The 23,661-nt window shown below is 68.3% G+C and carries 17 protein-coding genes; 10 read left to right on the forward strand and 7 right to left on the reverse strand.

The window, feature by feature from the left end:
- The first annotated feature begins 26 nt into the window (after positions 1-26).
- The 8 genes from NM203_RS02250 (at position 27) to NM203_RS02285 (ending at position 8,571) form a co-directional block, all read left to right on the forward strand.
- A complete protein-coding gene (locus NM203_RS02250) occupies positions 27-1,721 on the forward strand; it encodes a SulP family inorganic anion transporter (protein ID WP_255058283.1) in 1,695 nt (564 codons plus the stop codon).
- Positions 1,722-1,836: 115 nt separating this feature from the next.
- Entirely contained in the window at positions 1,837-2,430 is a 594-nt protein-coding gene (locus NM203_RS02255; RefSeq protein WP_255057974.1) for an Rv1733c family protein, read from the forward strand.
- Complete coding sequence (locus NM203_RS02260) at positions 2,427-2,732, forward strand: three-helix bundle dimerization domain-containing protein (RefSeq protein WP_255057975.1); 306 nt, start codon at positions 2,427-2,429, stop codon at positions 2,730-2,732. The genes NM203_RS02255 and NM203_RS02260 overlap by 4 nt, the downstream gene beginning before the upstream one ends.
- 231 nt (positions 2,733-2,963) lie before the next feature.
- Complete coding sequence (gene arcD, locus NM203_RS02265; RefSeq protein WP_255057976.1) at positions 2,964-4,442, forward strand: arginine-ornithine antiporter; 1,479 nt, start codon at positions 2,964-2,966, stop codon at positions 4,440-4,442.
- Complete coding sequence (locus tag NM203_RS02270) at positions 4,439-5,698, forward strand: arginine deiminase (protein WP_255057977.1); 1,260 nt, start codon at positions 4,439-4,441, stop codon at positions 5,696-5,698. The genes arcD and NM203_RS02270 overlap by 4 nt, the downstream gene beginning before the upstream one ends.
- 27 nt (positions 5,699-5,725) lie before the next feature.
- A complete protein-coding gene (locus tag NM203_RS02275) occupies positions 5,726-6,730 on the forward strand; it encodes an ornithine carbamoyltransferase (RefSeq protein WP_255057978.1) in 1,005 nt (334 codons plus the stop codon).
- 16 nt (positions 6,731-6,746) lie between these two features.
- Positions 6,747-7,694, forward strand: a complete 948-nt coding sequence (gene arcC, locus NM203_RS02280; protein WP_255057979.1) for a carbamate kinase — start codon at positions 6,747-6,749, stop codon at positions 7,692-7,694.
- Positions 7,687-8,571, forward strand: coding sequence for a universal stress protein (locus tag NM203_RS02285; RefSeq protein WP_255057980.1), 885 nt, complete (start codon positions 7,687-7,689; stop codon positions 8,569-8,571). The genes arcC and NM203_RS02285 overlap by 8 nt, the downstream gene beginning before the upstream one ends.
- Positions 8,572-8,580: 9 nt before the next feature.
- Here the strand turns inward: NM203_RS02285 and NM203_RS02290 are convergent, their stop codons facing one another.
- From NM203_RS02290 to NM203_RS02310, 5 genes are all read right to left on the reverse strand, one after another.
- Positions 8,581-8,949, reverse strand: a complete 369-nt coding sequence (locus NM203_RS02290) for a SpoIIAA family protein (protein WP_255057982.1) — start codon at positions 8,947-8,949, stop codon at positions 8,581-8,583.
- Positions 8,950-9,072: 123 nt separating this feature from the next.
- Entirely contained in the window at positions 9,073-9,546 is a 474-nt protein-coding gene (locus NM203_RS02295; protein ID WP_255057983.1) for a DUF2231 domain-containing protein, read from the reverse strand.
- Between the two features lie 42 nt (positions 9,547-9,588).
- Complete coding sequence (locus NM203_RS02300) at positions 9,589-10,302, reverse strand: VIT1/CCC1 transporter family protein (protein WP_255057985.1); 714 nt, start codon at positions 10,300-10,302, stop codon at positions 9,589-9,591.
- Positions 10,303-10,393: 91 nt separating this feature from the next.
- Entirely contained in the window at positions 10,394-14,218 is a 3,825-nt protein-coding gene (locus NM203_RS02305) for a multifunctional oxoglutarate decarboxylase/oxoglutarate dehydrogenase thiamine pyrophosphate-binding subunit/dihydrolipoyllysine-residue succinyltransferase subunit (RefSeq protein ID WP_255057986.1), read from the reverse strand.
- Between the two features lie 159 nt (positions 14,219-14,377).
- Positions 14,378-15,127, reverse strand: coding sequence for a hypothetical protein (locus NM203_RS02310; protein WP_255057987.1), 750 nt, complete (start codon positions 15,125-15,127; stop codon positions 14,378-14,380).
- 149 nt (positions 15,128-15,276) lie between these two features.
- On the opposite strand from NM203_RS02310, the gene NM203_RS02315 reads away from it, so the two are divergent.
- On the forward strand, positions 15,277-16,557 hold the full coding sequence (locus NM203_RS02315) for a multidrug effflux MFS transporter (RefSeq protein ID WP_408633280.1): 1,281 nt from the start codon (positions 15,277-15,279) through the stop codon (positions 16,555-16,557).
- Positions 16,558-16,779: 222 nt separating this feature from the next.
- Entirely contained in the window at positions 16,780-18,846 is a 2,067-nt protein-coding gene (locus tag NM203_RS02320; protein WP_255058285.1) for an MFS transporter, read from the forward strand.
- A 1-nt stretch (position 18,847) separates the two neighbouring features.
- Here NM203_RS02320 and NM203_RS02325 read toward each other — a convergent pair whose 3' ends face one another.
- Both NM203_RS02325 and NM203_RS02330 read right to left on the reverse strand, forming a co-directional pair.
- A complete protein-coding gene (locus tag NM203_RS02325) occupies positions 18,848-20,206 on the reverse strand; it encodes an FAD-binding oxidoreductase (RefSeq protein ID WP_255057988.1) in 1,359 nt (452 codons plus the stop codon).
- Positions 20,203-23,658 (reverse strand): TM0106 family RecB-like putative nuclease, encoded by a 3,456-nt coding sequence (locus tag NM203_RS02330; RefSeq protein WP_255058286.1) that lies wholly within the window; start codon positions 23,656-23,658, stop codon positions 20,203-20,205. The genes NM203_RS02325 and NM203_RS02330 overlap by 4 nt, the downstream gene beginning before the upstream one ends.
- Positions 23,659-23,661: the final 3 nt, after the last annotated feature.

Below are 23,661 nucleotides of genomic sequence, written 5' to 3' on the forward strand. Positions count from 1 at the left end.
GAGTGGCGAGCGGGGCGAGCGACGTTGTGCGCCGCGTTCAGTCGATTGGCTGGACCCCTGGTTTGACGCAGTTGCGGCACTACGAACGGGCCTGGTTACGAGGCGATGTGGTGGCGGGTGTCACCGTCGCGGCCTATCTGGTTCCGCAGGTGATGGCGTACGCCACCCTCGCGGGCCTGCCCGCCGTCACCGGCTTGTGGGCGGTGCTGGCTCCGCTGGCGATCTACGCCGTCCTGGGGTCGTCACGCCAGCTGTCCGTGGGTCCGGAGTCGACGACGGCACTGATGACGGTGGCCGTGCTGGCACCGCTGGCTCTCGGCGATCCGGGCAGGTACGCGCTTCTCGCCGCGGCACTCGCATTCCTGGTCGGCGTTGTCTGTCTGGCGGGCGGCCTAGCGCGCCTCGGATTTCTCGCCGATCTCCTGTCGCGCCCCGTCCTGGTCGGCTACATGGCCGGGATCGCCCTGCTGATGATCGTCAGCCAGGCGGGCAAGGTTGCGGGATTCACCGTGTCCGGCGACGAATTCATCGCTCTGACGCAGTCGTTCATCAGCCAGCGCGGCAGTGTCCACTGGCCCACCGTGGTCACCGCCGGCGCGGTGCTACTGGCGCTGTGGGTCCTCGGGCGATGGCTGCCGCGCGTGCCCGGTCCGCTCATCGCGGTTCTGCTCGCGGCCGCGGCGGTGGCGGCGTGCTCGCTCGACGCGGCGGGGGTGGCGGTGGTCGGCGCGATACCCTCGGGCCTCGAGGTGCCGACCGTGCCGCTCGTCTCGCTCAGCGACGTCTCGTCCCTGGCTGTTCCCGCCCTCGGCATCGCGGTCGTGGCGTTCTCCGACAACGTGCTCACCGCGCGCGCCTTCGCGACCCGGCAGGGCCAGGTCATCGACGCCAACGCCGAACTGCGCGCTCTGGGTGTGTGCAACATGGCCACCGGTCTGACCCACGGGTTCCCCGTCAGCTCCAGTGGAAGTCGGACTGCACTCGGCGACGCGGTGGGCAGTCGTACCCAGTTGCACTCTCTCGTGGTGCTTTTCACCGTCGTCATGCTGGTGCTGTTCGGGCGCGCCATGCTGGCGGTCATCCCGATGGCGGCGCTCGGTGCCCTGGTGATCTACGCCGCGATTCGTCTGATCGACGTGGGGGAGTTTCGTCGGCTCGCGCGGTTTCGACTCAGTGAGTTGGTACTCGCCGTGGCGACGACCGTTGCGGTGTTGACCGTCGGCGTGCTGTACGGAGTGCTGGTGGCCGTCGCGCTGTCGATCCTCGACCTGTTGCGCCGGGTCGCGAGAGCGCACGACAGCGTGCAGGGCTTCGTTCCAGGGGTGATGGGGATGCACGACGTCGACGACTATCCGGAGGCGCGACAGGTGCCGGGGTTGATCGTCTATCGCTACGACGCGCCCCTCTGCTTCGCCAACGCGCACGACTTTCTCACCCGTGCGCTCGCCGCCGTGGAGCAGGCCGGGACCCCCGTGGAATGGTTCGTCCTCAACGCCGAGGCGAACGTCGAGGTGGACATGACCGCGATCGACGCACTCAATCAACTGCGCGTCGAACTGGGCCGGCGGGGCGTCGCCTTCGGGATGGCGCGAGTCAAACAGGATCTCCGCGATGCGCTCGAGGCGGCGGGGCTGTTGAAGGACATCGGAGAGGCCAGGGTCTTCATGACGCTGCCCGCCGCGGTGGAGGCGTTCGAACGACGTCACGACGCGCAGGCGTAGTGATCATCAGCGCGCGGACTGGAGTCTTTCGACCCTTCAGGGCCAACGGGTGTCCCGTCGATGATCAGATGACACGGCGACCAGGGGATGGGAGCCACCTCCGAGGAGTGCCCAGATGGACACGTTCACCGTCTTGCCGAGGATCGGTTGGGTCGCCTGCCTGACCGGGCGAAATACGTTGGTGCGCCGAAGTGATCGGGTGGAAGCGCTGATCGGTGCGATGGCGGCCATCCTGGTGCTGTGCGCGGCGCCGGTGTCGGCCGCGCTGGGCACCGCGGTGCACGAGACGCGTTCGGAGTTCTACGCCGACCAGTTGCGGCACCGCCACATCGCCGAGGCGATCGCCGTCTCGGACAGCGAGACGACCGTGCGGACCAACGCGATCGAGTTCGACGTCGACGCACGGTGGCGGTTCGATGACACGTACCACGTCGAACGGGTTCGCTCGCAGGCCTTCGTGAAGGTCCACGACCGGTTTCAGATCTGGGTGGACGATGAGGGCGCCGCCGTGCCGGCGCCCCCGCCGCCCGGACAGGCGGGCAGGGAAGCGGTGGGCGCGGCGGTACTCAGCTGGCTCGGCGTCGTCTTCGTGATGGCGGGTGTGTGCGGCGCGGTGCGTCATCGGCTCAACCGCGTCCGTCATGCGAACTGGGACCGCGAGTTCGAGGCGCTCGTCGACGGCCGTGGTCAGGAGAGGCGCCAATCGTGACCGACCTGTTGATGCCGGTTACCGTCGACGAGCGGTGCGCCACCAGCGATCCGGCACCACTCCATCCCGACCGAGAACTGGAGGCGGTGGCGTCGATGCTGCGATCGCGGTTTCCGGACTGCCGCCCCGAGGACATCGGTCGTCTGGTGAGGACGGTGTACACCCAGCTTGCCGAACAGGCCCGTGTGCGAACCCATCTCATCCCGCTGACACTGAATCGCTGCCGGAGGACGCTGATGTTGTTGACGTCGTCGATTCCCGTGCTCGACGACGACCGTAGTTCAGCTGGACGACAGCGGTAGCGGGCCGAGCTTTCGCGACCTCCGGCACGCGGCGGTGAGCGCGGACAGTCGCGCGCCGCGTCGGAGGAGGGTCTTTCGTCCCGAAGGCGATTGGCTACCGGGGACTTAGGACCCCCGGTTGAGGACCAAAGCCTGTGTGACCTCGCCACTCACCCGCCTAGCGTCTGACCGGTCAGGCGCGGGAGCAGACGCTCCGCGTGGCAACGAATTCGGGAGACAGAGGTACCGCAGATGTCGCAGACATTCGCTTCGAGGCCGGCCCAGGCTCCACCACCGAATCCGCGCAGGGGGCTGGGGCTGGCCGCGCTGACGGCGCTCGTCGTCGGCTCCATGATCGGCAGCGGTATCTTCGCGCTGCCGTCCCAGATGGCCGGCAGCGCCGCCCCCGGACCGCTGCTGATCGGCTGGGCCATCACCGGGGTCGGAATGCTGATGTTGGCCTTCGTATTCCAGACCCTGGCGTCTCGTAAACCCGACGTCGACGGCGGCGTGTACGGATACGCGCGTGCCGGATTCGGAAACTACATCGGTTTCACCGCCGCGTTCGGCTACTGGGTCTCGGCGTGGGTCGGCAACGTGGCCTACCTGGTGCTGCTGTTCTCGACGCTGGGGTACTTCGTCGGCCCCTTCGAGGGCGGCGTCACGCTGCCGGCGATCATCTCCGCATCGGTACTGCTGTGGATCGTGCACGCCATGACACTGCGCGGCATCCGCACCGCGGCAGCAGTCAACGTCGTGGTCACCATCGCCAAGGTGATTCCCATCATCGTCTTCGTCGCCATCGCCGCCGTTGGATTCAAGGCGGGCCTGTTCACCGCGGACTTCTGGGGTAACACCGTGCAGATCGACGGAGAACCCCTCGGCAGCACGATGACTCAGGTCAAGAACATGATGCTGGTCACCGTCTGGGTGTTCATCGGAATCGAAGGCGCCTCCGTGTACTCCCGTCGCGCAGCGAAGCGCGCCGACGTCGGCCGAGCCACCGTGCTCGGCTTCGCCGGGGTGCTCGCCCTGCTCCTGCTGGTCAACCTGCTGTCCTACGGCCTGGTCGCGCAAGCCGAACTCGCAGGGGTGGCCGACCCGTCGATGGCCGGGGTGCTGGAGCAGCAGGTCGGCAGCTGGGGAGCGGCGTTCATCTCGATCGGACTGGTGATCTCACTGCTGGGCGCGTTGATCGCCTGGGTTCTGCTGTGCGTCGAGATCCTGCGACTGCCCGCCCTCGAAGGCGTGATGCCGAAGGCGCTGGCCCGCGAGAACTCACACGGGGCACCGGCGAATGCGTTGTGGCTGAACAACATCTGCGTGCAGGGCATGCTGTTGTGGACGTTGGCCAACGAGAGCACGTACCTCAACCTGATCTACCTGGCGACGTCGCTCATCCTGCTGCCCTACCTGTGGTCCGCCGCCTATCAGGTGTTGCTCGCCGTTCGCGGTGACACGTACGAGTCGTCGCCCGGACGCACCCGAGATCTGATCGTGGGCGTGGTCGCCCTGGTTTACGCGGGGTGGCTGGTCTACGCCGGTGGCTGGCAGTACCTCCTCATCGCGGCGGTGTTCTATCTGGTCGGTACGGCGCTGTACGTCTGGGCCCGCCGCGAAGTGAAGGCAACCGTGTTCAGCAAGCCCGAACTCGCCGTCTTCGGTGTGGTGACGGTGACGTCGATCGTTGCCGTCGCACTGATGGCCACCGGTAATCTGGCCGTGCTGTGAGCGCGCCCGGATCCCGGCTGGGCGTGTGGTCGGAGGCCGGTCGGTTGCGCAGGGCCATGGTGTGCGCACCCGGGCTGGCCCATCAACGGCTGACCCCGGAGAACTGCAAGGAGTTGCTGTTCGACGACGTCGTCTGGCTGCAGCAGGCTCGGCGCGACCACTTCGACTTCGTGGCCAAGATGGTCGACCGCGATGTCGAGGTGCTGGACCTCCTCGATCTGCTGGCCGACGTGCTGGCCATGCCCGACGGTCTCCAGTGGGTGCTGGACCGCACGGTGACCGAGAATCGGGTGGGGCCGGGCTTCGTGCACGAGATCAGGGCCTGGCTCAGTGAACTGACGCCGGATCAGTTGGCGCAGTTCCTCATCGGCGGGGTGTCCTATCAGGATGTGCCCGCCGACGTCGCGGGCGCGTTCGTCTCGGCGTTCAGCGAATTGGACCCCGCGGGCTTCGTTCTGCGACCGCTGCCCAACACGCAGTTCATGCGCGACAACTCATCCTGGATATTCGGCGGGGTCACCCTCAACCCGATGTACTGGCCGGCGCGCAGGCAGGAGACCCTTCTGACCACCGCCGTCTACAGGTTCCACCCCGCCTTCGCCGACGAGAAGTTCGACGTGTGGCTGGGCGACTCGGACGGGATGTCGGCCGATCACGGCGCGGCGACGCTGGAGGGCGGCGACGTGATGCCGATCGGCAAGGGCGTCGTCGTGATCGGGATGGGTGAGCGGTCCTCGCATCAGGCCATCACCCAGGTCGCCCGCAACCTGTTCGCGGCCGGCGCCGCGGAACGGGTGATCGTCGCAGGTCTGCCGAAGTCCAGGGCGGCGATGCACCTGGACACCGTGTTCACCTTCTGCGGCTACGACATCGTGACCGCCTATTCTCCGGTCGTCGACGGCATCGTGCCGTTCAGCCTGCGCCCCGACGACACCGCGCCGTCGGGGCTGGACATCCGGCGCGAGCCCAACGGGCTGATCGACACCATCGGCGACGCCGTCGGGGTGGACTTCCGGGTGGTGAGGACCGCGGGCGACGTCTACGGCGTCCAGCGCGAGCAGTGGGACGACGGCAACAACGTCGTGGCCCTCGAACCGGGGGTCGTCATCGGTTACGACCGCAACACCCTCACCAACACAGCGCTGCGAAAGGCCGGTGTCGAGGTCGTGACCATCACCGCCAGCGAACTGGGCCGTGGCCGCGGCGGTGGCCGATGCATGACCTGCCCGATCCTGCGCGACCCGCTCTACACCTGACCCGGCTCACCAGAGGACTTGACGACCATGGCCTACAACAACCGAAACCGCAGTCTGCTCAGCCTGCTTCACCACACCGACCGCGATTTGCACTATCTGCTCGACCTGGCACGGGACCTGAAGCGCGCCAAGTACTCCGGCGCTGTGCGGAACAGCCTGGCGGGCAAGAACATCGCGTTGATCTTCGAGAAGACGTCGACTCGCACCCGCTGCGCGTTCGAGGTGGCCGCCCACGACGAGGGGGCGCACGTGACGTACATCGATCCGACGTCATCGCAGATCGGGCACAAGGAGTCGATGAAGGACACCGCTCGGGTGCTCGGCCGGATGTACGACGCGATCGAGTACCGCGGCGCGGGTCAGGAGATCGTCGAGGAACTGGCCGAACACGCCGGGGTGCCCGTCTTCAACGGGCTCACCGACGAGTTGCATCCGACCCAGATGCTGGCCGATGTACTCACGATGACCGAACACTGCCCGAAACCGTTGCAGGACATCGCATATGCGTTCGTCGGCGACGGCCGTAACAACATGGCCAACGCGCTGCTACTGGTGGGAGCGAAACTCGGTATGGACGTGCGGATCGGGGCGCCCCGGCAGCTCTGGCCGAGCGATGAACACCTCGCCACGTGCAAGGCGTTCGCCGCAGCGTCCGGAGCGCGCATCACGATCACCGACGACCCCAAGGAAGCCGTCGAGGGTGTCGACTTCATCCACACCGACGTCTGGGTGTCTATGGGTGAGCCGCTCGAGACGTGGGGCGAGCGCATCGATCTGCTGCTGCCGTTTCAGGTCAACGCGGCGTTGATGGCGGCGGCCAGCAACCCGCGGGTCAAGTTCATGCACTGCCTCCCGGCGTTTCACAACTCCGAGACGGCGGTCGGTGCGCGTGTCGCGGCTCAGTATCCGTTCCTGTCGAACGGGATCGAGGTAACCGACGACGTCTTCGAGGGACCGGCGAACATCGCCTTCGAACAGGCGGAGAACCGCATGCACACGATCAAGGCCGTGCTCGTCGCGGCCCTCAGCTGACCGCGGCACGACGACCATGCGCATCGTCATCGCACTGGGCGGCAACGCACTTCTTCGGCGCGGACAGCCCATGACCGCGGAGAATCAACGGGCCAACATCAGAACGGCCGCTGAACGCATCGCCGCCATCGCCCCCGGAAACGAGATCGTCATCGCGCACGGCAACGGACCACAGGTGGGGTTGTTGGCCCTGCAGGCCGCTGCCTACCACGACGTCGAACCGTACCCGCTGGACGTGCTCGGAGCGCAGACCGAGGCGATGATCGGGTACGTCATCGAACAGGAACTGGGCAACCTGCTCCCGCCCGACCAATCGCTGGCCACGGTGCTGACGATGATCGAAGTCGATCCGAAAGACCCCGCATTCAGCTGCCCGACCAAACCGATCGGCCCCGTCTACGATCGCGCGACCGCGGAACGGCTGCGCGTGGACAGTGGCTGGACTATCGCCGCCGACGGAGCGGGGTTCCGGCGTGTGGTGGCGAGTCCGAAGCCCGAACGCATCTTCGAGATACGCGCGATCCGCAGTCTCGTCGAAAGAGGCGTGATCGTGATATGTGCTGGGGGAGGCGGGATCCCGACGATGTACGACGATCGCGGCAAGCTGCACGGCGTCGAGGCGGTGATCGACAAGGATCTCGCCGCCGCGTTGCTCGCCGAGGATCTGCACGCCGACCTGCTGGTCATCGCCACCGACGTCGACGGCGTGTACCGCGGGTGGGGAACCTCCGACCAGCTTCACGTCGGCAGCATGTTCGACGACGAGGTGGACACCCTGGACCTGCCCCCCGGATCGATGGGCCCCAAGGTCGAGGCCGCGTCTCGTTTCGCCCGTCGGACCGGTGGCGAGGCCGTCATCGGAGCGCTCGCCGATATCGACGGGATCGTCGCCGGCAACGCGGGAACTCGGGTGAGGTCCCGTCGGGTCGGCGCGCGGCTCACGCCGAGGCACACCGATGCCTGAGCGCACCTCGCACCACGAGATCGTGGTCGCCGTCGACGGATCCCCCGAGTCCAACGCCGCTGTGCGGTGGGCGGCACGCGATGCGCAGTTGCGCGATGCCGTGCTCGTGCTCGTGCACGTGGTGCCCGATCCCGGCGACGCGCCGTGGCTGGACGAACCGTCACCGGAGCAGTTCGACCGGGTGCATCGCGAGCGTGCACTGGAGATACTCGATGAGGCAAGGCAACTCGCGGTCCAGACGACGGCACCCCATGATGTCCACGTCGGCACCAGGGTGGCAACCGGTGACATCGTCGCGCACGTGATCGAGATGTCCAAAGACGCCGAGATGATCGTCGTGGGCTCCCGTGGGCACGGCAGGATCGAACGGCTACTGCTCGGATCCGTCAGCGCCGGTCTGGTCCACCACGCGCGGTGCGCCGTGGCGGTGATCCGCGACGAGGAGACGTCGACGGGAGACGCGCTGTCGGCCGCGCCGGTGGTCGTCGGATTCGACGGTTCGCCCGCCTCCGAGGTCGCGATGGGGATCGCGTTCGACGAGGCGTCACGGCGCAACGTGGATCTGGTTGCCGCGCACGCCTACAGCGATGCCTCGGTGGTGTTCGAACCGTCCGAATGGTTGAACTTCCGACCGTTGGCCGTGGCGCTGCTGGACGAGGGAGTGGCCAGATGGAGCAAGAGCTATCCGGACGTGAACGTGCGACACGTCGTCGCTCGCGACAGTCCCGCGCATGAACTGCTTCAGCTCGCGGAGTCCGCTCAACTCGTCGTGGTGGGCACCAGAGGCCGGGGCGCTCTGAGGGCGGGACTCGGCTCGGTCAGCTCATCGGTCGCACGATGCGCCAGGGTGCCGGTGATCGTCGTCAGGGCGTGGTGATAGAGCCTCTCACTGCCGCCCGAGGATCCAATCCGCGGCCTGCTCGGCCTGACCCGCCGGGAAGTGTCGGACCTCCGCCGAGATGAAGTGCGACACCAGCTTCTCCGCGACATCGCCGAGGTGCGAGGCGGTGACGATCGCGATCTTCTTGACGTGCCGGTGGTGGTCGTGCACGAAGCGCAGGTGGGTGACCATCGCCCCGAACCGGTCCCAACCCGGAAAGCGGGTGGCCTCGATGATGATGCCCGCCAGGTCACCGCCCGACTCGATCTCGGCATCGACCACCATGGCGAGGTCGCCGAAGTCGTCGGCGGACAGCGGTCTCGAGGGCCACACCCGGACTATCCCGTGGGCCTCGTCCAGTTCGAAGTCGATCATCGCCGCTCCTCGTTGCCGATGACGTCCCATGTTCCGCTCGACGGCGCGGATCGTCGTCGGGACAAGGTCACCGGGCCGCAGGGTCTTCGGTCACGAGTCCCGACGGCGGTACGCCGATCCGGCTCAGTTGGAGGTCGCCGCCATCTCGCCGCTCCACGCCGAACGAGCGCCTGAGTCGCCGATTCGGTAAACCTGGAACGTCGCTGCGGCACCCGTCACGATCACCACCGCCGCGATGACGACGACGACGCCCTTGGGCAGCGGCCGATCGCGGCCGTCGCGGAGGTGAGCGAACACCAGGAGCGCCACCCCCACCAGCAGGCCGAGCGCGAAGTACAGCATGGTGTCGCCGAGTTCGGTGTGCGTGCGCAGCACATCGGTGGCGTTGAGGCGGTGCTCGAGCCATTCGCCCGCCTCGGTGGTCAGAGGGGTGAGCGCGACGATGACGACCGACAGAGACGCGATGAGCCAGATGAGCTTCCGTCGCGCGGTGGGCCAGAGCGCACTCAGCACCGCCAGCACCGCGGTCAGTGGCACCAGCACCACGACGAAGTGCACGAGCAGGACGTGAGCGGGCAGCCCCTGAAAGGTCGACATCGTGTTCTCCTCGGTTCGAGCGGTTGCGGTGACGTAGCCGGGTCAGCCGATGACGCCGCCGACGAGGTGGCCGATGGCGTAGGTGATCGCCAGGGCGAGTCCACCGCCGATGACGTTGCGGACGACGGCGGGAACCCACGGTGCGCCACCGAGTTTCGCCGACGTCCAGCCCGTTGTCGCCAGCGCCATCAGCACCACGACGACCGTCACCGGAATGCGCCAGGCGGTGGGAGGCAGCAGGATCGCCACCAGGGGGAGCAGCGCGCCGACGGTGAAGGACAGTGCGGAGGAGAGTGCCGCCTGCCATGGGCTGGTGAGGTCGTCGGGGTCGATGCCCAGTTCCACCTCGGCGTGCGCCTTTACGGCGTCGTGTTCGCTGAGTTCTTCGGCGACCCGGCGCGCCGTCGCGGCCGACAAACCCCGGTCTTCGTACAACGCTGCGAGCTCGTTCAGTTCGGCCACCGGATCTTCGTGGAGCTCACGACGTTCCTTGTTCAACAGCGCCTGCTCGGTGTCGCGTTGCGTGCTGACGGACACGTACTCGCCGAGGGCCATCGAGACCGCGCCCGCGGCGAGTCCGGCGACCCCCGCGGTCAGGATGGGGCCCGGCGCCATCGTCGCCGCCGCGACCCCGACGACGATGCCCGCCGTCGAGACGATGCCGTCGTTAGCGCCGAGCACGCCCGCGCGCAGCCAGTTGAGCCGCGACGACACCGAGCCCTGATGGGGCTCCGCGGGATGCGGCTTCGTCGTCATACGTGGTGAGGGTAGCGATGCCGAGGCCAGCCCGCTAGCAATCGTAGGCTAGCCAAAGGCGTAGTGACGCAACGCCGCACACCGCTCGCCGCTAGCCGCTGAACGCCTCGTCGATGATCTCCTGCTGCTCGACGGCGTGCACCTTCGAACTGCCCGAGGACGGTGCCGACATGGCGCGGCGCGAGATGCGCTTGATGCCGGTCAGCTTGTCCGGCAACAGCTCCGGCATCGCCAGTCCCAGGGTCGGCCACGCACCCTGGTTGGCCGGCTCCTCCTGCACCCAGAAGTACTCCTCGACTCCCTGGTACTGGTCCAGCGTGGCGCCGAGCCTGCGCTTCGGCAGTGGGTACAGCTGCTCGACGCGCACGATCGCGACGTCTTCGCGCTTGTCCTTCGCCTTGCGGGCGGCCAGTTCGTAGTAGATCTTGCCGCTGGTCAGCAGAATCCGCTTGACCTTGGAGCGGTCGCCCTCACCGTCGGTGTACAGCGGCTCCTCCATGATCGAGCGGAACTTCTGCTCGGTGAAGTCGCGGATGTCGCTGACGACTGCTTTGTTGCGCAGCATCGACTTCGGCGTGAAGACGATGAGCGGCCGGTGGATGCGGTCCATGCCGTGGCGGCGCAGCAGATGGAAGTAGTTCGCGGGCGTCGACGGCATCGCCACCGTCATCGAGCCCTCGGCGCACACCTGCAGGAACCGTTCGATGCGACCGGAGGTGTGGTCGGGCCCCTGCCCCTCGTGGCCGTGCGGCAGCAAAAGCACGACGTCGGACAGCTGACCCCACTTGGCCTCACCCGAGCTGATGAACTCGTCGATGACCGTCTGTGCGCCGTTGACGAAGTCGCCGAACTGGGCCTCCCACAACACCATCGCGTCGGGGTTGCCCACCGAGTAGCCGTACTCGAAGCCGACGGCGGCGTACTCCGACAGTGCCGAGTCGTAGATCATCAGCTTGCCGCCAGTCGGATTGCCCTCGAGGTCGCTCGCCAGCAGTTGCAGCGGGGTGAACTCCGCACCGGTCTTGCGGTCGATGACCACCGCGTGGCGCTGAGTGAACGTGCCTCGGCGGGTGTCCTGACCGGAGAACCGGACGAGCTTGCCCTCGGAGACCAGCGTGCCGATGGCCAGCAGCTCGCCGAACGCCCAGTCGACCTTGCCCTCGTAGGCCATCTCGCGGCGCTTCTCGAGCACCGGCATGACGCGCGGGTGAACGGTGAAGTCCTCCGGGAAGGCCAGGTGCGCGTCGCCGATCCGGGCGAGCAGCGACTTGTCGACCGCGGTCGAAAGCCCCTGGGGCAGAACCTGATCGGACTCCACCGATTCGCTGGGCTCGATGTCGTGCTTCTCGAGGTCGCGGACCTCGTTGAAGACGCGCTCGAGTTGGCCCTGGTAGTCGCGCAGGGCGTCCTCGGCTTCCTTCATCGAGATGTCGCCTCGGCCGATCAGCGCTTCGGTGTAGGTCTTTCGGACGCCGCGCTTGGTGTCGATGACGTCGTACATGTAGGGCTGCGTCATCGACGGGTCGTCGCCCTCGTTGTGCCCGCGACGGCGGTAGCACAGCATGTCGATGATGACGTCCTTCTTGAACGCCTGCCGGAAGTCGACCGCCAACTTGCCCACCCACGCGGCGGCCTCGGGATCGTCGCCGTTGACGTGGAAGATGGGAGCGCCAACCATTTTCGCGACGTCGGTGCAGTACTCGCTGGACCGCGAGTCGTGCGGCGACGTGGTGAAGCCGATCTGGTTGTTGACGACGATGTGGATGGTGCCGCCGGTGCGGTAGCCGCGCAGCAGTGCCAGGTTCAGCGTCTCGGCGACCACGCCCTGACCGGCGAATGCGGCGTCGCCGTGCAGCATCATCGGCATCACGGTGAACGACGACTCGACGGCGCCGTCGGCGTTCGTGGTCACGTCCACGACATCCTGCTTGGCTCGCACGATGCCCTCGAGCACCGGGTCGACCGCCTCCAGGTGCGACGGGTTGGCCACCAGCGACACCTCGATGTCGTTGTCGCCGAACATCTGGAGGTAGGTGCCGTTGGCGCCGAGGTGGTACTTGACGTCGCCGGAACCGTGCGCCTGCGACGGGTTCAGATTGCCCTCGAACTCGCTGAAGATCTGCGAGTACGGCTTGCCCACGATGTTGGCGAGCACGTTGAGCCGGCCGCGGTGCGGCATGCCGATGACCACCTCGTCGAGACCGTGCTCGGCGGCCTGGTCGATCGCGGCGTCCATCATCGGGATGACCGTCTCGGCGCCCTCGAGCGAGAAGCGCTTCTGGCCAACGTATTTGGTCTGCAGGAACGTCTCGAACGCTTCAGCGGCGTTCAGCTTCGACAGGATGTACTTCTGCTCGGCGACCGTCGGCTTGTCGTGCTTGACCTCGACGCGTTCCTGAATCCACTTCTGCTGCTCGGGTTCCAGGATGTGGGTGTACTCGACGCCGACGTGGCGGCAGTACGCGTCGCGCAGCACCGACAGCACATCGCGCAGCTTCTTGTACTCCGCGCCCGCGAAACCGTCGACCTTGAACACGCGGTCCAGGTCCCACAGCGTCAGCCCGTGGGTGTTGACGTCGAGGTCGGGGTGGCTGCGGAAGCGGGTCTTGTCCAACCGCAGCGGGTCGATGTCGGCCATCAGATGCCCGCGATTGCGGTACGCCGCAATCAGTTCGATGATCCGGGCGTTCTTGTGCTCGATGGAATCCGGGTTGTCGGTGCGCCACCGCACCGGCTCGTACGGGATGCCGAGCTCGCGGAAGATCTCGTCGAAGAAGTCGTCGCTGAGCAGCAGCTGGTGGATGGTGCGCAGGAAGTCGCCCGACTCCGCACCCTGGATGATGCGGTGATCGTAGGTCGACGTGAGCGTCATCAGCTTGCCGACGCCGATCTCGTTGATGCGCTCCTCGCTGGCGCCCTGGAACTCGGCCGGGTACTCCATGGCGCCCGCACCGACGATCGCGCCCTGGCCGCGCATCAGCCGCGGCACCGAGTGCACGGTGCCGATGGTGCCGGGGTTGGTCAGCGAGATCGTGACCCCGCCGAAGTCCTCCGCGGTCAGCTTGCCGTCGCGGGCGCGCCGGACGATGTCCTCGTAGGCGGCGATGAACTGGCCGAACTGCATGGTCTCGGTCTTCTTGATGGCCGCGACGACGAGCTGACGGTTACCGTCCTTGCCCGCGAGGTCGATGGCCAGGCCGAGGTTCGTGTGAGCGGGTGTGACCGCGTTCGGCTTCCCGTCGACCTCGGCGAAGTGCCGGTTCATGTTCGGGAACTTCTTGACCGCCTGCACGATGGCGTAGCCGAGCAGGTGGGTGAAGCTGATCTTGCCGCCGCGGGTGCGCTTGAGGTGGTTGTTGATGACGACGCGGTTGTCGATCATCAGCTTCGCCGGGATCGCGCGCACGCTGGTGGCGGTCGGCACGTCCAGCGACGCGTTCATGTTCTTCACGACCGCGGCTGCTGCTCCGCGCAGGACCTGGTTCTGGTCGTCCTCCGACGCGGCGGGAGCCGGGGCCGCCTTCGGCTTGGCCGGCTCCGGGTTGGCTGCCGTCGGTGAGATCGCCGGCTCGGTCGCGGGCTTGGCCGGGGGCTTCTCGACGGGCTTCTCGGCGGGGGGCTTGGCCGCTGCGGGTTTCTCGGCGGCGGGCTTGGCTGCGGGCTTATCGGCGGCCGGCGCGGCCTTCGCGCCGTTGGACGCTGCAGGCGGTGCGGGGGCGGGTGTGGGTGGCGCCTTCGGCGAGGTGCTGCCGTTCGAGCTCACCGGTGCGCTGGTCTCCGAGGTCGGTTCGGGGGAGTAATCGACGAGGAACTCGTGCCAGCTGGAATCCACGGAGGACGGGTCCTCGCGGAACTTTCGGTACATCTCCTCGACCAGCCATTCGTTCTGACCGAATGGTGACGGTGAAGTGCTCACGGCAGCTATTCGCCTCGATTCTCTCGCCATCGCGAGCAAGCGACTTGCCCGCAGTTCGTCGTACGCGGTTGGCCCACCCTTGCGCCACCCGTAAGGCTATCCCCCGCAATCACCGCAGAGGACGACATGGGCCTATTGATCGCCTTGTGAACGTTGTGGTCAGAGCTCCGGCTTAGGAGCGGGCAGCACGAGCAGCGTCGACGGCCAGCGCGGCGGGGGAGCGCCGAAGGCGAGTTGCGCGTTCGCGATGATCTTCTTGCCCATCATGCGGTTGCCCACGCCGCCGACCACGGCGCCGATACCGACGGGCAGAAGCTTGCCGAAGGCCATCGCGCCTCGCTTGAGCGCGTACTTCTTCACGAAGTACTTGACCAGCCGGTTGTTGAGTTGGGACACCGCGGGCAGCGGCAGCGTCGCGACACCGTCGGACATCCACGCGCCACTCGTGCGGCCGGTGCCGAGCAGATCGGCGACCGCGCCCTTGCTGTCCTCGCCGACCAGGACCGCCAGCACCAGGGCCTGCCTGCGTTCGCGTTGCTCGGCGGGGATACCGTGCGCCTCGGCGACCGAGAGCACGAACACGGCTGTCGCCTCGAGGAACACCACGGTCTCGCCGGCCACGGCCGACAGCGCCGCCAGCGTGCCGATGCCGGGGAAGGCCGCGGCGGAGCCGACCGCGGCGCCGCTGGCCATCACCGCCGCCAGGTAGTGCTTCTCCAGCTTCGTGACGATCTCGGCGGGCGTCGCGTTGGGTGCACCGTCTCGCAACCGCTGCACGTAGGCCCGTACCGCGGGCGCCTGCACGCGTGCGCCGCGCTCGATGATCTGGGAGAGCGCCTTGGCGGCCGCGCTGGGATCGTCGTCGACCTTGGCGGGCACCTGTTTTTCAGCCTTGGAACGGGCACTCATCGTGGCCTCCCTTGATCACAGCGAGCCTTCAGGCTATCCCCTCGCTAACGAACCACACCCGTGGGCGAGTGCCCGGACGTGAGATCGGTCACGTCGCAGGTCGCGGCCAGCGGGGAAGAAAAAACTCGTATGCGTTGCTAATGGTTTTCATGGCACCATCCAGCTCCGTGGACCTCGCACGCCCCGACACACCCGGCACCGACCGCCCCGCGCCGAGCCGCGTGCGGATGATCGTCGTGCTCGGCCTGCTGGTCGCCCTCGGTCCACTCACGATCGACATGTACCTGCCCGCGCTGCCGAGCATCGCCGAGGATCTGTCCGTGTCGTCGTCGGTGGTCCAGCTGACGCTCACCGGAACGCTGGCCGGGCTCGCGATCGGCCAGCTGGTCATCGGTCCGCTGTCGGATTCGCTCGGTCGTCGCAAGCCGCTGATGGCGGGCATCGTCCTGCACATGCTGGCCTCACTGATGTGCCTCTTCGCGCCGAGCATCACCGTCCTCGGCGTCGCCAGGGGACTGCAGGGTGTCGGCGCGGCCGCCGCGATGGTCGTGGCCATCGCGATCGTCGGTGACCTGTTCGCGGACTCGGCCGCCGCCACCGTCATGTCGCGGTTGATGCTGGTGCTCGGCGCGGCACCGGTGATCGCGCCGTCGCTGGGTGCCGCCGTCCTCGTGCACGCGTCCTGGCACTGGGTCTTCGCCGTGCTGGTCGTGCTGGCAGGCGCACTGCTGCTGCTCGCAGCGCTCGCGTTGCCCGAAACTCTGCCGCAAGCGCATCGCAGGCCGTTGCGGGTGCGCGGCATCGTGTCCACCTACGGCGAGCTTCTCAGGGACAGGAAGTTCGTGATCCTGGTGCTGGTCGGCGCGCTCGGCATGTCCGGGCTGTTCGCCTACATCGCCGGCGCGGCGTTCGTGCTGCAGGGCCGCTACGGGCTGGACCAGCAGACGTTCGCGCTGGTGTTCGGGGCGGGCGCGTTCGCGTTCATCGGCGCCACCCAGTTCAACGTGGTGCTGCTCAAGCGGCTGTCACCCCGCACGATCGTGCTGTGGGCGCTCGTCGCCTCCGCGCTCGTCGGCGTCACGTTCCTCGGCATGGCGCTGTCGGGCGTCGACGGCCTTGCCGCGTTCCTGGTGCCGGTCTGGCTGATCCTGGCCGCCATGGGCCTGGTGATCCCCAACGCCCCCGCGCTGGCGCTGTCCCGCCATCCGGACGCGGCGGGAACGTCCGCGGCGCTCCTCGGCGCGGCGCAGTTCGGTCTGGGTGCGGCGGTCGCTCCGCTGGTCGGGGTGCTCGGCAACGACGAACTCGCGCTGGCCATGGTGATGGCCGTCGGTGCGGTGATCGCACTGTTCGCCCTGCTCACCGTCGGAGTATCGGATGGCGCCGGCGACGATTCCGAGCTCAGGGACGCGGTCGCCGAACCGGCGTGAGCCGCTCGGCCGACTTGTCGGGACAGAGTGGGGTACGTAGCGTCGGCTGAATACGTAAGTGCCGGATACGTAAAGACGCACGGTTTCGAGTAGATGCTTTCACCACAGGTACCGCCGCGGGCGATGGACGTCCGGAGTCCTCGCACGCTCTTCTCGACTCCTCTGCTGGAACGCTTCCACGATCCGCGGCGCACGGAGAATCCGTGGCGGGCGCTCTGGTCCATGATGATCGGGTTCTTCATGATCCTGGTCGACTCGACGATCGTCGCGGTCGCCAATCCGGAGATCCTGCACCGGCTCGACACCGACTACGACGGCGTCATCTGGGTGACCAGCGCCTACCTGCTCGCGTACGCGGTGCCGCTCCTGCTGGCGGGCAGGCTCGGGGACCGTTTCGGGCCGAAGAACCTCTACCTGGTCGGGCTGGGCGTCTTCACCCTCGCGTCGTTGTGGTGCGGGCTCGCTGGGAGCATCGAGTGGCTGATCGCGGCGCGGGTGGTGCAGGGCATCGGCGCGGCGCTGATGACGCCGCAGACGCTTTCGACGATCACCCGGATCTTCCCGGCCGCCCGCCGCGGTGTCGCGCTCAGCGTGTGGGGTGCGACGGCCGGCGTCGCGACGCTCGTCGGCCCGCTGGCGGGTGGCTTCCTGATCGACGTGCTGAGCTGGCAGTGGATCTTCTTCGTCAACGTGCCGGTGGGCGTCATCGGCCTGGCGCTCGCGTACTGGTTCGTGCCCGCACTGCCCACCGCGCAGCGCGGCTTCGACGTCATCGGCGTCGCGCTCTCCGGCGTCGGCCTGTTCTTCATCGTGTTCGGTCTGCAGGAGGGGCACTCGCACGACTGGACGTGGTGGATCTGGCTCATGGTCTTCGGAGGCCTCGGCTTCATGGTCGGCTTCGTCTACTGGCAGTCGGTCAACCGCGACGAGCCGCTGATCCCGCTGAAGATCTTCAGCGACAACGACTTCAGCATGGCCAACATCGGCATCGCGGTCATCGGCTTCGTCGTGACGGCGATGGTGGTGCCGATGATGTTCTACGCGCAGGCCGTGCGCGGCTACTCGCCGACCGGCTCGGCACTGCTGATGTCGCCGATGGCCATCGCATCGGGTGTGCTCGCGCCGTTCGTCGGCAAGATCGTCGACCGCGTGCACCCGCGGCCGATCGTCGGGTTCGGGTTCTCGGCCATCGCCATCGCGATGACCTGGCTGTCGGTGGAGTTGACGCCGACGACGCCCGTGTGGCGGCTGGTGCTGCCACTGACGCTCATGGGCGTCGGGATGGCGTTCATCTGGTCGCCGCTGGCCGCCACCGCGACGCGCAACCTCGCACCACAACTCGCCGGCGCGGGCTCGGGTGTCTACAACACGACCCGGCAGGTGGGCGGCGTGCTGGGAAGTGCGGGCATCGCGGCGTTCATGACGGCGCGTATCGCCGCCGAACTACCCGGAGCCGATCTGCGCGGGCAGGACGCGGAGGGTGCTGGAGGGCCGGTGGTCGCGCTGCCCGAGTTCCTCAGGGAACCGTTCGCGGCCGCGCTGTCGCAGTCGCTGCTGCTGCCCGCGTTCATCGCGCTGTTCGGTGTGATCTCCGCGCTGTTCCTGGGCGGCTTCGGTGACGACGTGCTGCTGCGCCCGGCGCCAACGCCCGAGGAACAGCACGGTCCCGACGAGTTGGAGTCCTTCACCGCCGCGCTGCGCACCCACTCGGGAGTCGACACGTTCGTCGCCGGCGGCGGCCATCGGCGCGGCCGAGCCTACGAGCCCGACTACTTCCCGGACGACGACGATTACGTCGAGTTCACGGTCGACCGGCACGACGAGCCCGAGCTGGAGCGTTCCCCGGAGCCGGACGTTCCGGGTGACGCGTTCCCCGCGGACGAGAGCGCCACGGCACCGATGGCCGTGCACGTCGAGCATCCGCTGCACGCGCCCGCCGACACGTGGCACAGCGGACCGGTCGAGTCGTGGCACAGCCTTCTCGAGGACGATCCGGAGCCTCAACTGGATCCGCCGCCGGTCGCCGAGACCAACGGTCGCGACCCGTGGCACATCGCGTTCGACGAGTTGATGGCCGCCTCACCCGCGTCGCAGCCCGAGCCCGTTGTGCCGCCACACTCAGAGCCGATCGGGTTCGCACACAACGGTTTCCACGTCAACGGGGCGCGACATCAGCAGGTGCAGGCACCGCCCGAACCGCAACGCGGCGGGGGTCGGCACTCGCGCGACGGCGACGGCGAGGGCGACGCGGGCACATACGGCAAGCACTCCATGCCGTTCCGGGACTGACTCAGGTGAACAGCACCGCGGGATTCAGATAGCCGTCCGGATCGAACGCGGCCTTCACGGCGCGCATCGCCGCGATGTCGGCGTCCGTGCGCGACATCGACAGGTAGTCGCGCTTGCGGCTGCCGACACCGTGTTCGGAGCTGACGTTGCCGCGGTGCTTCGCGATCAGGGCCATCATCGCCGCATACAGCGCCCGTTCGGCGGCGCCGTCCAGCACGCACCGCACCAGGTTCAGGTGCAGGTTGCCCTCGCCGACGTGACCGAAGAGCACCGGAATGGCGTCGGGTGCGTGCTCGGCCACCAGCGCGCGGGCGGCGGTCGCGAAGCCCTCGATCTCGGACAGCGGGAGGGATACGTCGAACTTCAGTGGGGGACCGTGGATTCCGAGAACTTCCCCAATCGACTCGCGAACCGCCCAGAGCCTGCGCTGAGTGGACGGATCGAGGCCGACAGCGGGTTCACCTGCCAGGTCGGCGGACTCCAGAGCCTCGGCGAGACGTTCGGTGTGGTCGGTGTCGCCCGCCAGTTCGACGAGCAGCAGCCACTCGCCGGCGACGGGGGAGGAGACCCCGAGGTGTTCGGCCGTCAGCGCGGTCGCGCGGGCGTCCATCAGCTCCAGCGCCGCGATCCCGTCGGCGTCGCGGAACTCCCGGCCCAGCACGAGAAGCGGTGTCAGCTCGGCGAATCCGGCCACCGCGGTCACCCGGTGCGCAGGAGCGGGATGCAACCGCAGTTCGAGTTCGGTGACCACGCCGAGCGTGCCCTCGGCTCCGACGAACAGCGCGGCGAGGTCGTAACCGGTGTTGTCGCGCCGCACCTCGCTGTGGCGCGACACCACGGTGCCGTCGGGCAGCGCGACGTCGAGGCCGAGGATCTGCTCACCCATGTTCCCGTACCGAACAGTGCGCAGGCCGCCCGCGTTGGTGGCGGCCATGCCGCCGACGGTGGCGCTGTCGCGTGACGCCAGATCCACGCCGAACACCAGGCCGGCATCGGCTGCGGCCCGCTGTACCGCCGCCGCGGTGGCGCCCGCGCCCACTCGGACGCGTCGTTCCGTCACGTCCACCGGCCCGATGTGGTTGAGCCGCTCGGTCGACAGCAGGACGTCGTCGTGTTCGGGCACGGTGCCCGCGACCAGCGAGGTGCGGCCGCCCTGCACCGTCACGCACGCCCCCGCCTCCCGGCACGCGAGCAGGACCGCGGCCACCTCGTCGGCTGATCCCGGCCGGACAAGCGCCGTGGCGCTGCCGCGATACCGCCCGGTGTAGTCGACGCAGCGGCCGTCGAGCACGTCCGGATCGATGCTGACCTGGCCGGTGCCGACGACGGCCGCCAGCCGGTCGATCAGACTCTCACTCATGCCGTCGGTGTATCACACGGCGAGTCGAGGGCGAGGAACGCGCCGAGTTCGGTCAACCGGTCCGGGGTGGCGGGCAGGTAGTCGGTGAGCAGCGCCGACCTGACGATCACCGCGACGTACTTGGCCCGGCTGACCGCCACGTTGAGCCGATTCCTGTTGAGCAGGAACGACACTCCGCGCGGAACCTCCGCGGCCGACGACGCCGTCATCGACACGAACACCACCGGTGCCTGGCGGCCCTGGAACTTGTCGACGGTGCCGACTTCGACGGCGCCGAAACCGGCCGCGTCGAGCCTGCGGCGCAGCGTGACCACCTGCGCGTTGTAGGGAGTGACCACCAGCACGTGTCGCTGCTCGAGCGGCACCGGGTCCGCGCCGTCGGTCCACGGGGTGCCGAGCAGCGCGGCGATCTCGGCGACGATCGCGTCGGCCTCCTCGGGGCTGTCGGTCGAGTTGCCGTCGTGCGCCACCTCGAGCACTCGCACACCGGGGGCGACCCCTTCGAGGGTGCGGGCCGCGCTCACCTCCTCGTGCGAACGCAGGCGACCGTCGTACGACAGGCGCGAGACCGGGGCGCACACCGCGGGGTGCATCCGGTACGAGCGGTCGAGGAAGTAGCCGCGCTCCTCCGGCAGCGTGCTCTGTCCGTCGACGAGCCAGCCGAGCGCGGAGCCGTCGACCGGTTCGGGATGGGTGCCCTGGCTGACCTGGGGCAGCTGCTGGGGGTCGCCGAGCAGCAGCAGGTTCCTGGCGGACGACGCGACCGCGATGGTGTTGGCCAGGCTGTACTGACCCGCCTCCTCGATCACCAGCAGGTCGAGCGCCGAGCGCGGAATCTTGTTGTCGTTGGCGAAGTCCCACCCGGTTCCGCCGACGACGCACCCGTCGTTGTCGGCGATGAAGCCCGCGAACTCGGGGTTCGTGATCGCCGTCCACCCCGTGGCGACGGTGTTGACCTTCTTGGCCACCCGCGACCCGTCGACGCCCGCCCGCATCACGTCGGCGAAGAGGTTCTCGACCACGGCGTGCGACTGCGCGACGATGCCGATGCGCCACTGGTGGTCGTTGACCAAGCGGGCGATGACGGCCGCCGAGGTGAACGTCTTGCCGGTGCCGGGTGGCCCGTGCACCGCCAGATAGGACGAGTCGAGGTTCAGAAGTGCGGACGTGATGGCCCCGACGATTCCGGCGGGCGATCCCTCTGGCCGCGGGAGCGGCCCGCCGCGCACCGTCCGCGGCGGACGGCGAAGCAGGATGTCGGTGACGGCGTCGGCGGGCAGGTTCGGCAGCCCGGCCGCCACGAACGCCGCCGTCGCGGCGATGGAGTCCTGCAGCGGTTTGGTGTTGATCGGCGGTCCGGGAGTCAGCGCGAAGGGCCGTTGCTCGAAGACGTCGCCGTCCTTGGGTTGCTTCTCGACGATCACGGCCTCGGTGGGGGCCTCGGGGTCGTTGCACTCGACCACCTCGACGGGCCCGAAGGCACGCCGCTCCGGATCGTCGGCCAGGCCGACGGGTGCGGGCGGATCGTAGAGCGCGTACATGGCCCCGGAGAGTTCACCGGTGGCGATCTCACCGAACAGCCGAAGTCGGCGTTGCGGCTTGCGGGCTTTGGGCGGCTGGTGCCAGTCGGCGACGATCTCCGACCTCTCCGCGATGAACACGTCGCTGTTGTCGGACCACTCGTCGACGGGGTTGTTCACGCGGTCGAAGTGGGCCCACCAGAACGGTTTGTCCTCGCGCTTGTGAAAGCCGCGGGCCGCCGACACCAGCGCGACGGCGGTCTGCTCCGGGGTGCGCTCCTCGGTGCCGTCGCCCGCGTACGCCATCAGGGTGCGCTCGACGTCGTCGGCGACCTCGACGGTGGCCTGTGCGGCGGCGTCGCCCACCTGCAGCGGTCCGCGCGGCGGCACCTCCGATTCGATGGCGCGCGCCATCAGCCAGTCGCGCAACCGGCGCGTCGACCGGCAGTCGTACCGGTTGTAGCCCTCGATCTCCTTGAGCACCGCGGCGGCGTCGTCGGTGCGCCCGTCGGCCTGCAGCTCGCAGTACTTCGCGTACTGCGTGATGGAGTCGGTGGCCGTGGTGACCTCGCCGCTGCGCAGCTCGTTGCCCATGTAGAGCGGCTCGAGGTACTTGATGCTGTAGCTCTCGGTGCCGACTCGAATGCTCTTGCGCACCAACGGATACAGGTCGACGAGTACGCCGTTTCGCAGGAGGTCGTCGACGTCGTCCTCGCCGACACCGTAGCGACCCGCCAATCGCAGCAGCGCGGACTTCTCGTAGGCGGCGTAGTGGTAGACGTGCATCTTCGGGTACCGCTTGCGGCGCTTGCGCACCAGCGCGAGGAAGTCGACCAGTGCCTGCCGCTCGCTGGGACGGTCGTGCGCCCACAGCGGGTGGAACTCGTCGGAGACGGTCAGCACGCCCCAGAGGTACTCCAGCCCCCACTCGGCGCCGTCGACGGTCCACAGCGGGTCGCCCTCGAAGTCGAAGAACAGGTCGCCCTTGTCGGCGTCGGGGAGCACCAGCAGGGGCTGGGCGTCGACCACCTCGTACGGCGGCTTGCCGTCGACCCGATCGGCGATCTGCAGCCGGGCCTGCGCGGTGAGCGTCCTCAGGGTGCGGGTGGAGACCTCGGGCACCGGCCCGTCGTGGGCGGCGAGCTCGTGCACCGTGCTGATGCCCGCGTCGAGCAGTCGGGCCCGTTGGCTGACCCGCATCCCGGCGACGAGCAGCAGATCGTCGCGGGCGCGCGTCTCGACCTCGCATTCGGCACAGCGGAAACACGCACGCACATCGGGGTTCTCCCACGACACCGGCTGACCGGAGGCGAGGTGCTCGTCGAGCAGGCGCTCGAGGGCCGCGCGCCGGGGAAGATACACCGGAAGCAGCTCGTCGATGCGGTAGTCGGCGACCACGCCGTCGCCGAGCACCAGCTGAACGTCGGGATGCACGGGCACGCCCGCGGTGATCAGCGCGTCGGCGTAGGCCGCGAGCTGCAGCAGCGCCTCGACCTTGACCGACCGTGCGAGCTTGGTGTCGCGGAGCCGGTACGCGGAGCCGTCGGGGCCGTCTTCGAGGACGAGGAAGTCGGCGAACCCGGCGAACCGGCCGTCGAACATGGCGGCCTGGTAGATCGCCGGTGCGCGCCGGTCCACGGCCGCGCGGGTCTGTTCCGCGGCGGCGGTCAGCCCCGCAACCGTGTAGGCCGGCCGCCCGATCACCGCGACACCGTCGACGTCGGCGCGGATCTGCTCGAGGTGGCGCTGCTCGTGGTCGTCACCGAGTTGTGCAGTGCGAGCGAGCAGTTCGTCGGCCGATGACACGGCGGGGCCGCGCCCGAGCTTGGCGTCGAACGAACGCAGCAGCGCATACTCGCACCGCGCTGCGGCGGCGAGATCCGACGCGCTGTAGACGACGAGTCGCTCGCCCTCCAATCCCCCCTGCGGCACGAA

Origin of the sequence: Mycolicibacterium arenosum (genome assembly GCF_024320865.1) — a bacterium.
Classification (GTDB): domain Bacteria; phylum Actinomycetota; class Actinomycetes; order Mycobacteriales; family Mycobacteriaceae; genus Mycobacterium; species Mycobacterium arenosum.